We start from the raw sequence: 22,252 nt of genomic DNA, 5'->3' as shown, positions 1-22,252 counted from the left end.
CACGTCCGTCGATCGCCGGGGTCCCCTCCTTCGCTGCGGGACCTCGCCCCGTCCGTGACCGTCCGCGGGGATACGGAAGATGCTGTCCCGACGGCGATTTCAGTTCCGTGGGCCCGCGCCGGTGACCGCCGGGTCCGCCAGTCGCGCCGACAGGACCTGCACGATCGCCTCGACCGCGTGCGGGGACACCATCTCGTGGTGATCGCAGTCGATCCGGTACTGGTGGATCTCCCCCGACACCACGTTGTGCCAGGCCGCGACCGCCGCGACCGGAGCGGCGGACCGGACGGCGGTGAAGAACAGCACGTCCCCGTCGAAGGTGGCGGGCCCGTGCCGGCGGGCGGCCCGCAACGCGGCGGCCGAGCCCCGGTGGATCCGCTCGAGGTGCGCGGCGGTCAGACCGGTGTCGCCGCCCAGCGCCGCATCGAGCAGCTCCGACGCCTGCTCGTAGGTCGGTTCCTGTTCGGCGTCGAACGGCACACCCAGATCGCGGAGCATGTCGCGGATCCCGACCGAGCCGGCGCCCCGGACGCTGAGGTGACTGTCGAGCAGGGCGAGGGTGTCCACCCGCTCCCCTCCCCGGCGCAGTTCCACGGCGACGGCGTGGGCGACGACGCCGCCGAGCGACCAGCCGAGCAGGTGATAGGGGCCGTGCGGCTGGATACGGCGGATCTCCTCGACGTACCGCTGGGCCAGCGCAGTGACCGACTCCGGGGCGGGACCACCACTGAGAGTGGGCAACTGGAGCCCGTAGACGGGGCGGTCGCCGCCGATGCGCTGGGCGAGCGGCGCGTAGGCCCACGACAACCCGGCGGCCGGGTGGACGCAGAACAGCGGTGCGCCGGTGCCGTCGCGCAGGGGGACGAGCACCTGCAGGGCCTCGTCGATGCCGGTGCGTTCCTGCGGGCCACCGAGGTGGGCGGCGAGGCCGGCGGGGGTCGGATGCGTGAAGATCGAGTGCAGCGGGACGGGCCGCCCGAGGCGCTCACCGAGTGCCGGCAGCATCCGGGTGGCGAGCAGCGAGGTGCCGCCGAGGTCGAAGAAGTTGTCGTCGACCGAGACCCGGTCCAGGCCGAGATAGTCGACGAATACCCCCACCACGGTGTGTTCGAGTTCCGTGGCCGGGGCGCGGTAGGTGCCGCCGAGCGCGGCGAAGTCCGGCTCCGGGAGGGCCCGCCGGTCCAGTTTGCCGGCCGGCGTGAGCGGGATCCTGTCGAGCACGACCACGGCGGTCGGCACCATGTGGCCCGGAAGTTGTTGCGCTGCAAATGCTTTTATGTCGGCGGGATCGGGGGCGCGGCCGGGGGCCGGCAGGACGTACGAGGCGAGGACGGTCTCCCCGGACGGGGCGGTGCGGCCGACGGTGTGTGCGAACACCACGTCCCGGTGCCCGGTGAGCGCGGCGTCGATCTCGGCGAGTTCGATGCGGAACCCGCGGACCTTGACCTGGAAATCGGAGCGACCGACGTATTCGAGGCTGTGGTCCTTGGTCCAGCGCACCACGTCGCCGGTGCGGTACAGCCGCTCCCCCGGCGCCCCGAACGGGTCGGCGACGAACCGCGCGGCGGTCAGGTCGGGGCGGGCGTGGTAGCCCCGCGCGAGGCCCGGTCCCGCGACGTACAACTCACCGGCGACCCCGACGGGCACCGGTCGCAGCCGGGCGTCGAGGACGACGGCGTGGAAGGCGCGGGTGGGCCGGCCGATGGTGACGGGTTCCCCCGGCGCCAAAGGATCGCTGATGGAGGTCATGATGGTCGCCTCGGTGGGGCCGTAGGCGTCGACCAGGCGGCGGCCGGGGGCCCACCGGGCGACGAGTTCGGGAGGGCAGGCCTCACCGGCGACGAGGAGAACCCCCACGCTGTCGACGGTGTCCGGGTCGAGGGAGGCCAGCGCGGTCGGGGTGATGAACGCGTGCGTGACCTGTTCGGCGTGCAGGACCTCGGCGAGTTCGTCGCCGCCGTACACGGCCGGGGGCACGATCACGAGGGTGGCACCGGCCGAGAGGGCCATCATCTGTTCGAACACCGAGGCGTCGAAGCTCGGCGAGGCCAGGTGCGAGACGCGGCTGCCGGGCCGGACGTCGAGGTGCAGGTGTTCCTCGACGGCGAGGTCGGACAGGCCGCGGTGGGTGAGCACGACGCCCTTGGGGCGGCCGGTCGACCCGGAGGTGTAGATCAGGTAGGCGGGATGGTCGGGTTCGAGGGTCGCGGTGCGCTCGGCGTCGGTCGGGGGCTCGGGTGCGTACGGCGCGAGTTCGGCGACGGTGGTGGCGGAGTCCAGCGCGAACCACGGCACGGTGGCGGGCAGCCCGTCGCGATGGGCGGTGACGGTGAGGCCGAGGGCGGCACCGCTGTCGGTGAGCATGTACTCGATGCGTTCACGCGGGTAGCTCGGGTCGACGGGCACGAACGCGGCGCCGGTCTTGGTCACGGCCCACAGGGCGGTCACGGAGTCGAGGCTGCGGGGCAGACCGAGGGCGACGACCGTCTCGGGGCCGACACCGTAGTCGACGAGCATCCGGGCGAGGCGGCTCGAGTGGGCGTCGAGTTCGCGGTAGGTGGCGCGGCGGGGCCCGTCGACGACGGCGAGGGCGTCCGGGTCGACGGCGACGGCGTCGGCGAGGATCTGCGGCCACACCCGGGTGCCGAGGGTGTGCGGGCCGTGGGCGGGGACCAGGGCACGACGCTCCTCGTCGGTGACGAGGTCGATGTCGCCGACGGGGGTGTCGGGGGCGGCGGTGACGGCGTCGAGCAGGCGGACGAACCGGTCCGCGAAGGCGGTGACCGTGTCGGCGTCGAACAGGTCGGTGGCGTAGACGAGGGCGGCGTCGAAGCCGGCGGGGGCGCCGGTGTCGTCGTGGTTCTCGCCGAGGAGCAGTTCGAGGTCGAAGTTGGCGACCGTCGGGTCGAGCGGCACGCCACTGACGGTCAGGTGCGGCAGTTCGAGGCGGGGACGTGCGGTGTTCTGGAATTCGAGCGAGACCTGGAACAGCGGCGCGTGGGCCGTGGAACGGGCCGGGTCGACGGCTTCGACGACCTGTTCGAAGGGGACGTCGGCGTGGGCGAAGGCGTCGAGGTCGGTGGTGGTGACGGCGGTGAGCAGATCGGCGTAGGTGCGCTGTCCGGGAACGTGGGTGCGCAGCACCAGGGTGTTGACGAACATGCCGACCAGATCGTCGAGGGCACGATGCCCCCGGCCGGCGATGGGAGTGCCCACCGCGATGTCGTCGCTGCCCGACAACCGCGCCAGCAGCACCGCCAGCACCGCGTGCACGGCCATGAACACGGTCGTGCCGCGGGCGGCGGCGAGGCGGGTGAGGCGTTCGTGCAGGGCGGCGTCGATCGGGAAGCGGACGACGTCGCCGCGGAAGGACTGCTGTGCGGGCCGCGGCCGGTCGGTGGGCAGGGCGAGGACTTCGGGCAGGCCGGCCAGGGCGGTGCGCCAGTAGTCGAGCTGGGTGGCGGCGAGGGAGCCGGGGACGGCGGCGTCGCCGAGGCGGCCGACCTGCCAGAGGGTGTAGTCGGCGTACTGCACGTCCAGTGGCGCCCAGGCGGGGGCGTCGCCGCGGGTGCGTGAGCGGTAGGCGGTCATCAGGTCGCGGGCGAGGGGCCCGGTGGAGAAGCCGTCCCCGGCGATGTGGTGGACGACGAGGACGGCGAGGTGCTCGTCGCGGCCGAGCGCATACACCCGCGCCCGCAGCGGCACGTCGACGGTGACGTCGAATCCGGTGGCGGCGAACTCCGCGGCGGCGGCGAGGACGGTGTCCTCGGTGGCGGGCACGACGTCGACGGTGAGACCGACGTCGTCGGCGTCGAGGATCCGCTGCACGGGCCCGTCGGGGCCGGCCGGGTAGACGGTGCGCAGGCTCTCGTGCCGGGCCAGGACGTCGCGGACGGCGGTGTCGAGCGCGGCGACGGACAGATGACCGGTCAGCCGGATCGCGAGCGGAATGTTGTAGGCCGGGGAGCTGGTGTCGAACTGGTTGACGAACCACATCCGTTGCTGGGCCGGGGACAGGGGGATGCGGTCCGGGCGGGGGCGGCGGACCGGTCCGGCACCGGTGGCCGGTTCGGTGCCCGGGGTCGCGGCGAGCCGGGCCGCGAGGGCGCGGACGGTCGGGGCTTCGAACAGGGCCCGTACCCCGAGGTCGACGCCGAGGGCGGCGCCGAGACGCGACGCGGCGCGGGTTGCGACGAGGGAGTTGCCGCCGATGTCGAAGAAGTTGTCGGTCACCGAGACCCGGTCGAGGCCGAGGACGTCGGCGAACACCCCGGCGACGGCGGTTTCGAGTTCGTCGGCCGGTGGGATGTAGTCCCCGCTGCCGCCGGACAGGTCCGGTGCGGGCAGGGCGCGGCGGTCGAGTTTGCCGACCGGGGTGAGCGGGATCTCGTCGAGGACGACGACCGCGGCGGGCACCATGTGCGCGGGCAGCCGGTCGCCGACGTGCGCGCGCAGGATGTCGGTGCCGATTTCGTGGCCGGGGGTGGGCAGCACGTAGGCGACGAGCACCGTCTCCCCGGAGGGCGCGGTGTGGCCGAGGGTCGCGGCGAACGCGACGTCCGGGTGGCTGCACAACGCGGCGTCGATCTCGCCGAGTTCGATGCGGAACCCGCGGACCTTGACCTGGAAGTCGGTGCGGCCCACGTATTCCAGTTCGAGGGCGTCGGTCCAGCGCACCACGTCGCCGGTGCGGTACAGCCGCTCCCCCGGCGTCCCGAACGGGTCGGCGACGAACCGGGCGGCGGTCAGGTCGGGGCGGGCGTGGTAGCCGCGGGCCAGGCCGAGGCCGCCGAGGTACAGCTCGCCGGCGACGCCGGCGGGCACGGGGCGCAGGGCGGCGTCGAGGACGACGGCGCGGACACCGCGCAGCGGTCCCCCGAGGGTGAGGGGGCCGGCGGCGGTCATCGGGGCGCTGATCGCGGCCATGATCGTGGTCTCGGTGGGGCCGTAGGCGTTGACCAGGCGCCGGCCGGGTGCCCAGGTGTCGCGTAGTTCGGCCGGCCAGGCCTCACCGCCGACGGCGAGGTCGGCGAAGGCGTCGAGGTCGGCGGCGGGCAGGGAGGCGAGGGCGGCGGGGGTGATGAAGCCGTGGGTGACGCCGTGCTCGCGCAGGACGCGGGCGAGTTCCTCACCGCCGTACACGGTGGGCGGTACGACCGCGAGGGCGGCGCCGGAACCGAACGCGAGCAGGTACTCGAAGATCGAGGCGTCGAAGCTCGGGGAGGAGAAGTGCATGACGGTGGCGTCGGGTCCGGCCCCGAACCGCTCCCGCTGGTCGAGGGCGAAGTTCTCGAGGCTGCGGTGGGTGGTCACCACACCCTTCGGGCGGCCGGTGGAACCGGAGGTGTAGATGAGGTAGGCGGGGTGGTCCAGCCGCAGGGGGCCGCGGCGGTCGGCGTCGCCGAGGGGCCCGGCGGGGGTGTCGGCGAGCCGGGCGGCGAAGTCGTCGGTGTCGACGGTGAGCCAGCGGACGGTGCCGGGCAGGGTGTCGTGGTGTGCGGCGGTGGTGAGCCCGAGGGCGGCGCCGCTGTCGGCGAGCATGAAGGCGATGCGGTCGGTGGGATAGTTCGGGTCGACGGGCACGAACGCGGCACCGGTCTTGGTGACGGCCCACATCGCGGCCACCGAATGCAGCGACCGCGAGATGCCCAGGGCCACGAAGGTTTCCGGGCCCACGCCGAGGTCGGTCAGGACGCGTGCGGCGCGGGTGGACCAGTCGTCGAGGCGGCGGTAGGTCCACCGGGTGGCGCCGTCGACGATCGCGACGGCGTCCGGGTGCGCGGCGGCGGTCGCGCCGAACAGCTCCGGCAGGGTGTGGGTGGTGCCGCCGACGGGACCACGGACCGGGGCCAGGGCGGCGCGTTCGTCGCCGACGAGCACGTCGACGGCCGCGGCCGGGGCGTGCAGATCGCCGGCGAGGGCGGTCAGGACCTTCTCGATGCGGTGGGCGACGGTCTCGACGGTCGCACGGTCGAAGACTTCGGGCAGGTACTTCAGCCGCAGGTGCAGGGTGGCGGTGTCCCCGCTGCCGGCCGGGTGGGCGACGATGCTCAGCGGGTAGTGCGTGGCGTCGTGGCCGCTGATCCCGGCCACCCGCATCCCGGCGATGTCGGTGTCCTCGGTCAGACCGGCCCGGTCCACCGGGTAGGACTCGAACACGGTGAGGGTGTCGAAGCCGGCGGCGGCGCCGACCCGGCGTTCGATGGTGCTCAGTCCGATGTGGTGGTGGTCGAGCAGGGCCGCCTGCTCGGCCTGTACCCGGTCGAGCAGGGCGCCGAGGGTCTCGGCGGGGCGCACGGTGACCCGGACCGGGACGGTGTTGATGAACAGCCCCACCATCGACTCGATTCCGGTGACCTGCGGGGGCCGGCCGGAGACGGTGGCGCCGAAGACGACGTCGTCGCGGCCGGTGAGCGCACCGAGCACGAGCGCCCACGCGGTCTGCACCACGGTGTTGACGGTCACGCCGCGGTCGGCGGCGACGGCGTCGAGGCGCGCGGCGAGCCCACCCGGAAGGTCCAGGTCGAGATCTTGCGAGACCGCGGCGGTGCGACCGGGCCGGTGGGTGGGGGCGAGCAGGGTGGGTTCGTCGAGGCCGGCGAGGGCGTGGGCCCAGGCGTCCGCGGCGACGTCGGTGTCCTGCCCGGCCAGCCACCGCAGGTAGTCGCCGTAGCTGCGCGGGCGGCCGAGGGCCGCGGTGTCGCCGTCGGTGGCGTAGAGCAGCAGCAGATCCTTGACCAGCAGCGGAGTGGACCAGCCGTCGAGCAGGATATGGTGGTTGGTCAGGGCCAGTCGGTACCGGTCGGCGGCGACCCGCACGAGGGTGGCGCGCAGCAGCGGGGCGACGGCGGTGTCGAAACGGGTGCGGCGGTCCTCGTCGAGCAGGCGCGCCGCCTGGCGGTCCGGGTCGTCGAGGCCGGTCAGGTCGAGCACCGTCCAGGGCAGGTCGACGCGGGCGGGCACGACCTGCACGAAACCGCCGGAGCCGTCGTCGGCGAACGCGGCCCGCAGGTTGGGGTGGCGGTCGAGCAGCAGTTGCGCGGCGCGGCGCAGCCGGTCCGGGTCCACGGTGCCCTGCAGGTCGAGGACGAGTTGGACGACGTAGGCGTCGGCGGACTGCTCGGCGAGCAGGGCGTGGAACAGCAACCCGGCCTGCAGCGGGGCGACGGGCCACACGGTGGCCAGGCCGCCGTCGTGCCCGGCCGCGCGGTAGTGGCGTTCGAGGCGGTCGAGGGCGGGCTGGTCGAGGGCGACGAGGGGCACGTCGGACGGGGTCAGGCCCCCGGCGTGCGGGCGGTGGACGTGCCGGGCGAGGGCGGCGGCGGCGGCCGCCCACCGCTCGGTGAGGGCGGCGACGTCGGCGTCGGTGAGCAGGTGCTGCGGGTAGGACCAGGTGGCGCGCAGCACGGGCCCGTCGGTGGTGGGCACGGTGACGGCGTTGATGTCGACGACCGCGGCGGCCGGCATGTCCGGGCTCTGCGCGCCGCCCCGGTCGAAGGCGTCGACCGGGAGCCACGGGGTGTCCGCGTCGGTGACGCCCGGGGTGAGCCGACCCAGGTAGTTGAAGCTGATCTGCGGGGCGGGGCGGGTGCGCAACCGGGCGGCGGTGTCGGCGTTGAGGTAGCGCAGCAGGCCGAACCCGATGCCGTGGTCGGGGACGGCGGCGAGTTGTTCCTTGACGGCCTTGACGGCGGCGCCGGCAGCGTCGCCGCCGTCGAGCGCATCCGGCAGGTCGACATCGCTCAGGTCGAACCGGACCGGATGAATGGTGGTGAACCACCCGACGGTGTGGGAGAGGTCCGCGCCGGGGGCGACGGCGGTTTCGCGGCCGTGACCCTCGAGCGCGATCAGGACGTGGTCGGTGACGGTGCCGCGGTCGCGGCGCCAGGCGGTGACCGCCAGTGCCAGGGCGGTGAGCAGGCCGTCGTTGACGGTGCCGTGGAACGCGCCGGGCACCGTGGTCAGCAGCGCTGCGGTGACGTCGGCGGGCAGGTCGGTGGCCAGGGTGCGGACCGTGGCGTTGGTGTCGACGACCGGGTCGAGCGGACGGTCCCCGAGCAGCGGGTCGTCCCCGTCGAGGATCGCGGTCCAGCGGTCGAGTTCGGCGACACTGTCGGCGCGGTGCGCGGCGTCGACGAGGGCGTGCGCCCAGCGTCGCACGGAGGTGCCGGCGGGGGTGTCCTCGATCGCGGTGCCGTGACGGGCGGCGGCCCACGCGGTTGCGAGGTCGGGGACGAGGATGCGCCAGGACACCCCGTCGACGGCGAGGTGGTGCACGACCAGCAGCAGGCGCCCGGCGCCGGCGGCGGCGTCGAACCACACCGCCTGCAGCAGGATTCCGGCGGCGGTGTCGAGGCGGTCGGCGGCGGCGTCGAGTTCGGCGGCGGCGAGGGCGAAGAAGTCGTCGGTGTCGGCGGCGGTGGTGACGGGGACGCGGTGGATGAGCGGATCGGCGGTGACCGCGCCGGGGCCGCGGACCTGCAGGCCGACGCCGGCGGGGTCGTCGACGTCGGGGACGAGGCGGGCGCGGAGGATGTCGTGCCGGTCCAGCACCGCCTGCAGCGTGGCCGTCAGGGTGGCACGGTCCAACCCGGCGGGCAGCCGCAACAGCGCGGCCTGCGAGTAGCGGTCGATGCTACCGCCGCGTTCGAGCATCCACCGCACGATCGGGGTCAGGGGGACGGCGCCGACGCCGCGGCCGGGCAGCTCCGCGAGGACGGCGGGGCCGTCGCCGAGGGTGGCGACGGCGGCGAGCGCGGCGGGGGTCTTGCGTTCGAACACGTCCCGGGGGCTCAGCTCGATGCCGTCGGCGCGGGCGCGTGAGACCAGCTGGATGGACATGATGCTGTCCCCGCCGAGCGCGAAGAACGAGTCGTCCACGCCGACCGTGTCGAGGCCGAGGACCTGCGCGAACAGCTCGACGAGCTGCCTTTCGAGGTGGCCGGCGGGGGCGCGGGTCGTGGTGGCCAGCGCGCCGAAGTCGGGGTCGGGCAGTGCCCTGCGGTCGAGTTTGCCGGTGGCCGTGACCGGCAGGGTGTCGAGGACGACGAGGGTGGCCGGGACCATGTAGGCGGCGAGACCGACGGCGACCTGCTCGAGTGTGGCGGCCACGTCGACGGTCGCGCCGGTCTCCGGAACCACGTATCCGACGAGGCGGTCGGCGGCCCGCTCGTCGCGGTGGAGCACGACGACGGCGCGGGCGACGCCCGGGCAGCGCAGCAACGCCGCCTCCACCTCCCCCAGCTCGATGCGGAAACCGTGCAGCTGCACCTGGAAGTCGCTGCGGCCGAGGTATTCGAGCCGGCCGTCGCGGCGGCGGCGGGCGAGGTCGCCGGTGCGGTACATGCGCGCGCCCGGGCCGGCGAACGGGTCGGCGACGAAGCGCGCGGCGGTCAGGTCGGGGCGGCCGAGGTAGCCGCGGGCGGCCTGGTCCCCGGAGACGTACATCTCGCCGATCACGCCCGTCGGCACCGGGTGCAGGCGCCGGTCGAGGACGTGCACCGTCAGGCCGGGGATGGCGTCGCCGATGACGCTGGCCGAGGCGGTCGCGGCGAACTGCCGGTCCAGCGGCTGCAGGGTCACGTGCACGGTGGTTTCGGTGATGCCGTACATGTTCACCAGCGCCGGGGCGGTGTCCGGGTGGCGGCGATACCAGCGTTCGAGCTGGGCGAGGTCGAGGGCCTCGCCGCCGAAGACGACGTAGCGCAGCGACAGGGCGTGGTCACCGGCGACGCGGTCGGCCTCGATCAGCTGGTAGAACGCGGTCGGTGTCTGGTTGAGCACGGTGACGTGCTCGCGGCGCAGCAGGTCGAGGAACGCCTCCGGGGAGCGGGCGGTGTGGTGGTCGACGACGACGAGGCGGCCACCGTAGGCGAGGGCGCCCCACAGTTCCCACACTGAGAAGTCGAAGGCGTAGGAGTGGAACATGGTCCACACGTCGTGCTCGTCGAATCCGAACCGGCCCTGGGTTTCGGCGAGGAGGGTGACGACGTTGCGGTGCGGGACGACGACGCCCTTGGGGCGGCCGGTCGAGCCGGAGGTGTAGATGACGTAGGCGGCGTGGTCGGGGTGCAGCGCTCCGAGCCGGTCGGCGTCGGTGAGCGGGCCGTCGGGTAGGTCGGCGAGCCGGGCGGCGGTGTCGGGGGTGTCGAGCAGCAGCACCGGGGTGTCCCCGGCGGGCAGGGCGGCGGTGTCGGCGGTGGTGCTGACGATGCACACCGGCCGGGCGTCGTCGAAGAGGAACGCGAGCCGCTCCGGCGGGTAGGACACGTCGACGGGCAGGTATCCGGCGCCGGTCTCGAGGACGGCGAGCAGTGTGACGATCAGGTCGGTGGAACGGGGCACGGCGACGGCGACGAGCCGGTCGGGTCCGGCGCCGTGGGCGATCAGGTCCCGGGCCAGGCGGCGGGCCCGCGCGGCGAGGTCGCGGTAGGTCAGCGCCGGGGTGGCCGGGTCGGTGGGGGCGGTGATCGCGACCGTGTCGGGTCCGGCGGCGACGGACCGCGCGAAGACGGCGGTGAGGGTCTCGGCGTGCCGGACGGGGCGGGGCGCGGGCGCGGGTCGTTCGGCCGGGTCGAGCAGGTCGAGGTCGCCGATGGGCCGGGCGGGGTCGGTGGTGACGGCGGTGAGCAGCCGCACGAACCGCTCGGCGAAGGTGGTGACGGTGGCGGCGTCGAACAGGTCGGTGGCGAAGGTGAAGGCGCCGGTCATGCCGGCGGGGTCGGGACCGGCGGGCGGGTTCTCCCCCATCGTCAGCTGCAGGTCGAACTTGGCGACGGGGGCGTCGGCGTCGAGGGCGTCGACGGTCAGGTCCGGCAGCTGCAGGTGGGCGCGTTCGTTGTTCTGGAATTCGAGGACCACCTGGACGAGTGGGGCGTGGTCGGTGGCGCGGGTGGGGGCGAGGGCGTCGACGAGTTTCTCGAAGGGCAGGTCCGCGTGGCCGAAGGCGGCGAGATCGACCTCGCGGGTGCGTTCGAGGTGGTCGGTGAACGGCAGGGCGGGGGTGACCGGGGTGCGCAGCACCAGGGTGTTGACGAACATGCCGACCAGATCGTCGAGGGCACGATGCCCCCGGCCGGCGATGGGAGTGCCCACCGCGATGTCGTCGCTGCCCGACAGTCGTGCCAGCAGCACCGTCAGGGCGGCGTGCACGGCCATGAACGCGGTGGCGCCGTGGGCGGCGGCGAGGTCGGTGAGGCGGCGGTGCAGGTCGGGTTCGACGTCGAAGCGGACGGTGGCGCCGCGGAACGACTGGTGCGGCGGGCGGGGCCGGTCGGTGGGCAGGGGCAGGATCTCCGGCAGGTCGGCCAGGGCGGTGCGCCAGTAGTCGAGCTGCCGGGCGGTCAGCGAGTCCGGGTCGGCCGGGTCGCCGAGGACCTCCCGCTGCCACAGCGCGTAGTCGGCGTACTGCACCGGCAGCGGCGTCCACGCCGGGTCCTGTCCCCGGGTGCGGGCGGCGTAGGCGGTCATCAGGTCCCGCGCCAGCGGCGCCATCGACGCCCCGTCCGCCGCGATGTGATGCACCACGAACACCAGCACATGCTCCCCGTCGCCGAGCACGAACAACCGCACCCGCACCGGCACCTGCGCCGCCACATCGAACCCCGCGGTCACCTCCGCCGCCACCCGCTGCGCCAGCTCACCGGCGGACACCGGGACCGGATCGAGGTCGGGGGTGGCCTGGGCGGGATCGGTGACCAGCTGCGCCGGTCCGGTGTTCTCGCTCGGGTACCAGGTGCGCAGGGTTTCGTGACGGGCGATCAGGTCGTGCACGGCGGCGGTGAGCGCTGCCCGGTCGAGGCGGCCGGTCAGCCGGATTGCCAGCGGGATGTTGTAGGCGGCCGAGGTGGTGTCGAACTGGTTGACGAACCACATCCGCTGCTGCGCCGGGGACAGCGGGATCCTATCCGGGCGCGGGCCCGCGGTGAGGGGGACGCGGGGGCCGCCGGCGTGGTCGTCGAGGATGCGGGCGGCCAGGGTCCGCACCGTGGGGGCCTCGAACAGCACCCGCACCCCGGCGTCGGTGCCGAGGGCGGCGTTGACGCGGGCGACCACCCGGGTGGCGATCAGCGAGTTCCCGCCGAGATCGAAGAAGCTGTCGTCGACGGAGACCTTCTCGTGGCCGAGGGCCTCGGCGACGATTTCGGCGATGACGGTCTCGGTCTCGGTGGCCGGGGCGCGGTATTCGCCGGTGGCCGACAGGTCGGGTACCGGCAGGGCGCGGCGGTCGAGCTTGCCGACCGGGGTGAGCGGGATCTCGTCGAGGACGACGACCGCGGCGGGCACCATGTGCGCCGGCAGTTGCCCGGCGACGTGGGCGCGCAGCGCGGCGGTGTCGACGTGGTGGCCGGTCTCCGGCAGCACGTAGGCGACGAGGGCGGTGTCGCCGGACGGGGTGGTGTGCCCGATCGTCACCGCGAACGCGACATCGTCGTGGGCGGTCAGCACGGTGTCGATCTCGCCGAGCTCGATGCGGAACCCACGGACCTTGACCTGGAAATCGGAGCGCCCGAGGTACTCGACGGTGCCGTCGGTGCGCCAGCGCACCACGTCGCCGGTGCGGTACATCCGCTCCCCCGGCGCCCCGAACGGGTCGGCGACGAACCGGGCGGCGGTCAGGTCGGGGCGACGATGGTAGCCGCGGGCGAGGCCGGCGCCGGCGATGTAGAGCTCACCGGCGACCCCGGTGGGGACAGGCCGCAGTCGTTCGTCGAGGACGACCTCGTGGAAACCGATCGCGGGGCCGCCGACGGTGACGGTGGTGTCCGGACGCATGTCGGGGCTGACGCTGGTTTCGATGGTGGCCTCGGACGGGCCGTAGCCGTTGTACATGTGCCGGCCCGGCGCCCACCGGTCGACCAGTTCCGGTGGGCAGGCCTCCCCGGCGACGACGAGCACGCGCAGCTCGTCGAGCCCGGTGGGGTCGAGGGAGGCGAGGGTGGTGGGGGTGACGAAGGCGTGGGTGATGTGTTCCTCGCGCAGGATGCGGGCGAGTTCCTCGCCGCCGTAGACGGTGGGCGGCACGATGACGAGAGTGGCGCCGGCGCAGAACGCCTTGGTCAGCTCGAACAGGGACGCGTCGAAGCTCGGCGAGGCCAGATGCGACACGCGGGCCCGGTGGGTGATCGAGAAGTGTTCGCGCACTTCGGCATTGAGGTTCGTCAGGCCGCGGTGGGTGACGACGACGCCCTTGGGTCGACCGGTCGAGCCGGAGGTGTAGATCAGGTAGGCCGGATGGTCGTACCGCAGCGGGGCCCGACGGTCGTCGTCGGTGACCGGGGCGGGCGAGACGTCGTCGAGTCCGCGGCGCAGGCCGGGGTCGTCGAGCAGCAGCCACGGCACCGAGTCGGCGGGCCACACGTCACGGTGGGCGGTGGTGGTCAGCCCGAGGACGGCCCGGCAGTCGTCGAGCATGTAGGCGATCCGCTCGGGCGGGTAGCCGGGATCGACGGGGACGAACGCCGCCCCGGACTTGGTCACCGCCCACACCGCCGCCACCGACTCGATCGATCGGGAAATCCCCAGCGCGACGAAGGATTCGGGTCCGACGCCGCGCTCGACGAGGACCCGGGCCAGCCGGTTGGACCAGGCGTCGAGCTCACCGTAGGTGACGGTGCGGCCTTCGAACGACAGCGCGACCGCCTCCGGCACGATCGCCGCCACCGACGACAGCAGTTCGGGCCACAGCTGAGGGGAGACCGCGGGCCGGCCCCGCGCCGGGGCGAGGGTGGCGAATTCGCGGGGGGTGACGATCTCCACGTCCCCCACCGTCACGGCCGCATCCGCGGTGACGGCGTCGAGGATCCGCACGAACCGGTCCGCGAACGAGGCGATTGTGGCCGCGTCGAACAGGTCGGTGGCGTACGTGAACGCCGCCTGCACGCCGGATCCGGCGGGCCGTTCGGCGATCGACAGCTGCAGGTCGAACGGGGACAGGCCCGGATCGAGGTCGAGCACGCGGGCCGTCGCCCCGGGCAGGGCGATGTCGGGGCGCTCGATGTCCTGGAATTCGAGCAGCACCTGGAACAGCGGCGGGTAGGACGTCGACCGGGGCGGGTCGAGGGCCTCGACGAGCCGCTCGAACGGGACGTCGGCCTGGCCGAAGGCCGCCAGGTCCGCCGAGCGGACGCGCCGCAGCAGCGAATCGAACCGTTCGCGTTCGTCGACCGGGGCCCGCAGCACGACGGTGTTGACGAACATGCCGACGAGATCGTCGAGGGCGCGGTCGCCGCGGCCGGCGACGGGGGTGCCGATCACGATGTCGTCGCTGGTGGACAGCCGGGCCAGCAGCACCGTGAGCGCCGCATGCACGACCATGAACAGCGACGCGTCGTGCGCGCGGGCCAACGCGAGCATCCCGCGATGGGTGTCGGTGCCGATCTCGAAGGCCACGCGGGCACCGCGGCCGGACTGCTGCACCGGGCGCGGCCGATCCCACGGCAGCTCGAGCAGTTCCGGTGCCCCGGCCAGGGTGTCGTGCCAGAACGCGAGCTGCCTTGCGGCGAGGGAGGCGGGCTCGGACTCGTCGCCCAGCACGGTGTGCTGCCACAGCGTGTAGTCGGCGTACTGCACCGGCAGCGGCGACCAGGTGGGGGCGTGCCCCTCGGCGCGGGCGGCGTACGCGGTCATCAGATCCCGCCCCAGCGGTCCCATCGAGAATCCGTCGGCGGCGATGTGGTGCACGACCAGGACCAGCACGTGGTCGGTGTCGGTGACGGTGAGCAGCCGGATCCGCACCGGCACCTCGGTGGCGACGTCGAAGCCGGTGCCGACGATCCGGTCGATGTGCGCGGGCACCGTGTCCTCGGTCTCGACGGGGGTGACGGTGAAGTCGGGCTGCCACACCGCGACGGGCAGCACGACCTGTACCGGGCCGTCGTCGGTGAGCGGGTAGCGCGTGCGCAGTGTCTCGTGCCGGGCGGCGACGTCGGCGGCGGCGGCCCGCAGCGCGGCGTGGTCCAGCGTCCCGGCCAGGCGCAACGCGACGGCGATGTTGTAGGCCGGGGACGTCGTGTCGAACTGGTTGATGAACCACATGCGCTGCTGCGCCGGGGACAGCGGGACCACCGGCGGCCGGGTCACGGCGGCGAGCGGGGGCCGGGCGGCGGCGTCACGGTCACGTAGCCGCTCGGCCAGGGCCGCGACGGTGGGTGCGTCGAACAGGTCCCGCACGCCCACCTCGGCGCCGGTCGCGGCGGCGATCCGCGCGGCCATCCGCATGGCCAGCAACGAGTTTCCGCCCAGTTCCAGGAAGTTGTCGTGCACACCGACCCTCGGTACCGCGAGCAGATCGGCGAAGATCTCGGCCAGCACCTGTTCGACCGGGGTCCGCGGCGCGACGTGTTCCGCCGCCCGGTCGGCGGCGAGATCCGGGGCGGGCAGGGCCTTGCGGTCGAGCTTGCCGTTCGGGTTCAGCGGGAGCCGGTCGAGGACGACGACGTGGGTGGGCACCATGTAGCCGGGCAGCCGGGCGGCGGCCGCCTTGAGCAGGGCCGCGGTGTCGACGGTGCGGTCGGACTCGGGTACCACGTACGCCACGAGCACCCCGTCGGAACCGTCGGCGGCGCCGGTGGGCCGGTGCACCACGACGGCGGTCTGCGCGACGACCGGGTCGGCGAGCAACGCGTGCTCGATCTCGCCGAGTTCGATTCGCAGCCCCCGGAGCTTGACCTGGAAGTCGGAACGGCCGAGGTAGACCAGGTTGCCGTCGCGGCGCCAGGACACGAGGTCGCCGGTGCGGTACATGCGGGTGCCGGGTGGACCGAAGGGGTCGGCGACGAACCGGTCGGCGGTCAGGTCGCCGCGCCCGACGTAGCCGCGGGCGAGCTGGATGCCGGACAGGTACAGCTCGCCGACGGCACCGACGGGGACGGGGTGCAGCCGCGCGTCGAGGACGTGGACGCGGGTGTTCCACACCGGTGCACCGATCGGCACGACGTCGGCGTCGTCGTCGGTGCACGCCCACGAGGTGACGTCGACGGCGGCCTCGGTGGGCCCGTACAGGTTGTGCAGCGCGGCGGCGGGGAACGCCGCGTGGGCGGCGGTGACCGTGGCAGGGGGCAGCGCCTCGCCGCTGCAGAACAGCAGCCGCAGCGACGGGCAGCGGCCCGCGTCGGTGGCCGCGACGAACACCGCGAGCATGGACGGCACGAAATGCGCCACGGTGACGTGCTGCTGCTCGACGACGGTGGTCAGGTAGGCGGGGTCGCGGTGCCCGTCGGGTGCGGCGACGACGAGCCGAGCCCCGGTGTGCAACGGCCAGAAGAACTCCCACACCGACACGTCGAACGTGAACGGGGTCTTCTGCAGGACGGTGTCCTCGGCGGTGAGCGGGTAGGCGTGCTGCATCCACCGCAGCCGGTTGACGATCGCGGCGTGCGGGACCGCGACCCCCTTGGGGCGGCCGGTGGAGCCGGAGGTGTAGAGCACGTAGGCGAGGTGGTCCCCCGTCAGCGGGGCGGTGCGCTCCTGCGGGGTGAGGGCGGCGGCGGACTCGCCGCTCGGCTCCAGCCGGTCCAGCTCGAGGACCGGGACGGAGGTGGGCAGCGGTGTCCGGTCGGCGGTGGTGGTGAGCACGCACACCGGGCGGGCGTTGTCCAGGACGTACTCGAGCCGGTCGGCGGGATGGTCGGGGTCGAGCGGCAGGTACGCGCCGCCGGCCTTGATCACCGCGTACATCCCGACGAGCAGCTCGACCGAGCGGCGCATCGCGAGACCGACGAGACGGTCCGGACCGACCCCGGCGGCGATCAGGTGCCGGGCGAGCCGGTTGGTGCGGGCGTCGAAGTCGGCGTACGTCACGGTCTCGTCGCCGAACACGACGGCGTCGGCGTCGGGCGTGCGGGCGGCCTGCCGGGCGAACAGGTCGGCGAGGGTGTGCGCGGTGCGGGGCGCGTCGGTGGCGTTCCAGCGCCGCAGGATCAGCTCCCGTTCTCCCCCCTCGAGCAGGTCGAGGTCGCCGACGGGGACGTGCGGGGCGGCGGTCACGGCGGTGAGCAGCCTCACGAACCGCTCGGTGAGGGCGGTGACGGTGCCGGGGTCGAACAGGTCGGTCGCATACGACAGGGCGCCGGTGAGGGCGGCGCCGTCGTGGCCGGGGACCTCGGTCAGGGTCAGGTGCAGATCGAATTTGGTGGTGCCGGTGTCGATTTCGGAGACGTCGACGGTCAGGTCGGGTAGCTGCAGGCGGGCCGACTCGGTGTTCTGGAATGCCAGCATCACCTGGAACAGCGGCGCGTACGCCTCGGACCGGTGGCCGGGGACGGCATCGACCAGGGCATCGAACGGCAGGTCGGTGTGGGCGAGGGCGTCGAGGTCCCGGTCCCGCACGCGGGTCAGGTGTTCGGCGAAGGTGTGCTGCGCGTCGACGGGGGTGCGCAGCACCACGGTGTTGACGAACATGCCGACCAGATCGTCGAGGGCACGGTCGCCGCGACCGGAGACGGGGGTGCCCACGGTGACGTCGTCGCTGCCCGACAGCCGGGACAGCAGCACCGCCAGGGCGGCGTGCACGGTGATGAAGGGGGTGGCGCCGTGGGTGCGGGCCAGTTCGCCGACGGCCCGGTACAGCTCGGCACCGACGTCGAAGCGGACGGTGGCGCCGCGGAACGACTGGTGCGGCGGGCGGGGCCGGTCGGTGGGCAGCGCCAGCACTTCCGGTGCCCCGGACAGGGTCTCGCGCCAGTAGTCGAGTTGGGCGGCGGCGAGCGAGTCCGGGTCGGCCGGGTCGCCGAGGACCTCCCGCTGCCACAGCGCGTAGTCGGCGTACTGCACCTCGAGGGGCGTCCAGGCGGGCGCGGAGCCGTCGGTGCGGGCGGCGTAGGCAGTCATCAGGTCCCGCGCCAGCGGCGCCATCGACGCCCCGTCCGCCGCGATGTGATGCACCACGAACACCAGCACATGCTCCCCGTCGCCGAGCACGAACAACCGCACCCGCACCGGCACCTGCGCCGCCACATCGAACCCCGCGGTCACCTCCGCCGCCACCCGCTGCGCCAGCCCATCGGCGGTGACGGTCGTCGCGGTGAGATCGACGGGCACCTGCTCGACCGGGCGGATCCGCTGGACGGGTCCGTCGGCGGTGGCCGGGAACTCGGTGCGCAGGGCCTCGTGGCGGGCGAGCACATCGGTGACGGCGGCGGTGAGGGCGTCGCGGTCGAGTCGGCCGCGCAGCCGGATCGCCATCGGGATGTTGTAGGCCGGGGAGGTGGTGTCGAGCTGGTTGACGAACCACATCCGCTGCTGCGCTGCGGAGACCGGGAGCACGTCCGGGCGGGGCCCGGCCACCAGCGGCGCCCGGGTGCCCGCGCCGGCGCCGGCGGTCAGGGCGGCCAGGGTCCGCACCGTGGGGGCCTCGAACAATGCCCGCACGCCCAGGTCGGTGCCGAGGGCGGCGTTGACGCGGGCGACCACCCGGGTGGCGATCAGCGAGTTCCCGCCGAGATCGAAGAAGCTGTCGTCGACACCGACGCGGTCGACGCCGAGGAGTTCGGCGAACACCTGCGCCACCGTCCGTTCGGCGTCGGAGGACGGCGCGACGTAGGTGCTGCCGTCGGGCGCGAGCACGGGCACCGGCAGCGCACGCCGGTCGAGCTTGCCGACGGGAGTGAGGGGGATCTCGTCGAGGACGACGATCGCCGTGGGCACCATGTGCGCCGGCAGGCTCCGCGACAGGTGCGCGAGGAGGGCGCCGGGTTCGGCGGTGTGCCCGGCCGGCGGCAGCACGTAGGACACCAGGACGGTGTCGCCGGACGGGGCGGTGTGCCCGATCGTCACCGCGAACGCGACATCGTCGTGGGCGGTCAGGACGGTGTCGATCTCGCCGAGCTCGATGCGGAACCCACGGACCTTGACCTGGAAATCGGAACGCCCGAGGTACTCGAGGTCGCCGTCGGTGCGCCAGCGCACCACGTCGCCGGTGCGGTACATCCGCTCCCCCGGCGCCCCGAACGGGTCGGCGACGAACCGTTCGGCGCTGAGCCCGGGCCGGCCGCGGTAGCCGCGGGTGATGCCCGGTCCGGCGATGTAGAGATCGCCGGCGACCCCGACCGGCACCGGCCGCAGTCGGGAGTCCAGGACGACCTCGTGGGTGCCGCGCACGGGGGTGCCGATCGGGATCGCCGGTGCCGGCGTCAGCGGGCCGCAGATGTTGACGACGATGGTGGCCTCGGTCGGGCCGTACGCGTTGAACATCCGTCGGCCCGGGGCCCAGCGGGCGACGAGTTCGGGCGGGCACGCGTCCCCGGCGACGGTGACCGACTCGGCGGCGACGCCCTCCGGGTCGACCGAGGCCAGCGCCGCGGGGGTGGAGAAGGCATGGGTGATGCGTTGCTCGCGGAAGAAGCGGGCGAGTTCCTCGCCGCCGTAGATCGTCGGGGGCACCACGACGAGGGTGGCGCCGATCGCGAAGGCGGTCATGTACTCGTACACCGAGGCGTCGAAGCTCGGCGACGAGAAGTGCGAGACCCGCGAGTGCAAGGTGGGGCCGTGCCGGCCGTGCAGTTCGGCGCACAGGTTCGCCAGACCGCGATGCGGGACCACCACGCCCTTGGGTCGACCGGTGGACCCGGAGGTGTAGATCAGGTAGGCGGGATGGTCGAAGTGCAGCGCGCCGCGCCGGTCGAGGTCCGACAACGGGCCGTCGGGGACCGAGTCCAGCGCCGTGACGAACTCCGCGTCGTCGAGCACCAGCCACGGCACGTCGTCCGGCAGGCCGTCGCGGTGGGCGGTGGTGGTCAGCCCGAGCACCGCCCCGGAGTCGGCGAGCATGTACTCGATCCGCTCGGCCGGGTACGTCGGGTCGACCGGCATGTAGGCGGCACCGGACTTGGCCACCGCCCAGATCGCGGCCACCGATTCGAGGGATCGGGCGATGCCGAGGGCGACGAACGTCTCCGGCCCGGCGCCGGCGTCGATCAGGACCCGGGCGACCCGATCGGACCAGGCGTCGAGCTGCCCGTACGTCATCGTGCGGCCCTCGAACTCGAGCGCACTCGCCTCCGGGACGTGCGAAGCCACCGCGGTGAGGATCTCGGGCCACAGCTGCGGGGACACGCCGGGCAGTCCGCGGACCGGGCTCAGCTGCGCCGCTTCGTCCGGGAAGACGATGTCGACGCTGCCGACCGGGGCGGTGGGGTCGGCGGCGACGGTGCCCAGAACCCGCAGCAAACGTTCGAAGAACGATCGTGCGGTGGCGGGGTCGTAGAGGTCGGTGGCGTACGTACCCCGCAGGTGGGTGCCGTCGGGGCCGGTCGCGGTGTGCAGCGCGAGTTCGGCGTGCGCGAGGCCGTCGTCGGCGGCGGTGCCGCCGGGGTCGAGAAGCACCGGCAGGGCCGGCACGTGCTGTGCGTCGAAGCACCGGGCGAGCCGGTCGGCCGGGACGTCGGCGTGGGCGGTGGCGGCGGCGTGGATCGCCGCGACCCGACCGAGCAGCTCGGCGAACGGCTCGTTCTCGTCGAGCCGCACCCGCAGCGGCAGCGCCCCGGCTGGGGTGGACAGTCCGACGAGGGTGTCGGCGCCAGCGGTGAGCCGGGCGACGAGGACCGCGGCGGCGGCGTGCAGCACCTCGGTGGCGGTGACGCCGTGGCGCCGGGCGAGGTCGCCCACCCGGTCCCCCAGCTCGGCGGGGACGGGTAGGTCGAGGCGGGCGGCGACGGGGGTGCTGCGCGGACCGGTGCGGCGACGGTCGGCGGGCAGCTCGAGGTGTTCGGGCGCCCCGGCCAGGGCGGCCCGCCAGAACCGCTCGAGGTCGGCGTCGCGGCGCAGGCGCTCGGCGACGGCGGCGGTCGCGGGGTGGATGCGCGCGACCGGCGTGTCCGGTTCGGCCCGCAGGAACTCGCCGAACAGCTCGACAAAGCGAGCGTGGTGCTCGCGCAGCTCGTCCGGCTCGTACTGGTGGGGATTGCCGCGGAAGTCCACGAACGTCCGGGCGGGGGTGCCGCTCTGATAGATGTTGACCAGCAGGTCCTCGACCGGACCCGAGGTCATGATGTGGAACTCGCCGCGGATGGGGCCGAGCGCGATCTCCTGGCGGAAGAGCATCACGTTGATCATCGGTCCGCCGTAGCTGCGGGCCCGGCCGGTGGTGCCGGTCTCGCGGCGGATGTCCTCGAGGCTGAAGCGCTGGTGCCGCAGCGCACCGGTCAGTTCCAGCTGGGCGCGGTGCACCAGGTCGCCGCGGGTGTCGGTGTCCTCGAGGCGGATGTGCAGCGGCGCGGTGTTGACGAGCATGCCGCCGGAGCGCTTGGCCGCCACGGTGGTCCGCGCGAACACCGGCAGGTTGAGCATCACGTCGGCGCGGCCGGTGATCCGGGAGAGGTAGCACGCGAACGCCGCGACCACCGTCGCGGCCGCCGACGATCCGCTCGTGGCGTCGGCGTCGGTCAGCCGGGCGACCAGGTCGTCGGGCAGGGTGACGCTGTCGAGGGTGCTGCGCGCGGCGGTCGGGGCCGTCCGCCGCGCCAGGGTCGATCCGTCCTCGAGCCCGGCGACCCGCCCGATCCAGTAGTCGCGGTCGCTCGTGTACCGGCTCGAACCGCGGTAGTCGAGGTCGGATCGGTAGAGGGCGTGCAGGTCGGCGGCGGTGGGCGGCTCGGGGGCCCGGTCTTCGTGGGCCGCCGAGTACAGGGCGGCGATCCGGTTGACCATCGTCATGGCGCCGAAACCGTCGAGGGCGACGTGGTGGATCCGGCTGTACCACAGGTGCCGTCGCTCGCCGAGCCGCAGGATCGTCATGTTCACCAGCGGGTCGCGGGCCAGATCGACCGGGGTGGCGTAGTCGGTGTTCATCCACTGCTGCGCCGCGGCCATCGGGTCCGGGGCCCCGGAGAAGTCGAGCAGCGGGACGTCGCTGCGGTCGAGGTCCGGATCGACGTACTGGTAGGGCTCGCCGTCGACCTCGACGACGCGCAGGTACGGCGACTGGAACTCGCGCGCGGCCTCGTGCGCGACGGCGCGCAGCAGATCCAGGTCGAGGTCTCCGGGCAGGTCGACGTACTGGGCGATGCAGACGGGGACCTCGGGTGCCAGCTGTTGCGCGACCCAGATCGAACGCTGGGCGGAGGACAACGGGAAGGCCCCGGGCGGAATGTACGGCCGCTCTTGCAACGAACTCCCCTTCACGAAAGTGATTCCAGTGCTGTCCTGGCACCCCCCGGCACCGTGCAGGAAAACCTCTCGGTCGGATCGACGTGGCTGTAGCTCTCTCCCCTTCGATCGTCCGCGCCCTCGAAGATGTGACAGCGGGCGCTCCCTC

The 22,252-nt window shown here is 73.7% G+C and carries 1 protein-coding gene; it reads right to left on the bottom strand.

Annotation, left to right across the window (positions count from 1 at the left end; translation table 11 throughout):
- Positions 1-99: 99 nt before the first annotated feature.
- Entirely contained in the window at positions 100-22,104 is a 22,005-nt protein-coding gene (locus LZP97_RS08030) for a non-ribosomal peptide synthetase (RefSeq protein ID WP_234574998.1), read from the bottom strand.
- Positions 22,105-22,252: the final 148 nt, after the last annotated feature.

The organism is Rhodococcus sp. DMF-1, assembly GCF_021441945.1.
Taxonomy (GTDB): Bacteria; Actinomycetota; Actinomycetes; order Mycobacteriales; family Mycobacteriaceae; genus Rhodococcus; species Rhodococcus ruber.
This window is presented reverse-complemented; position numbering and strand designations above follow the sequence as displayed.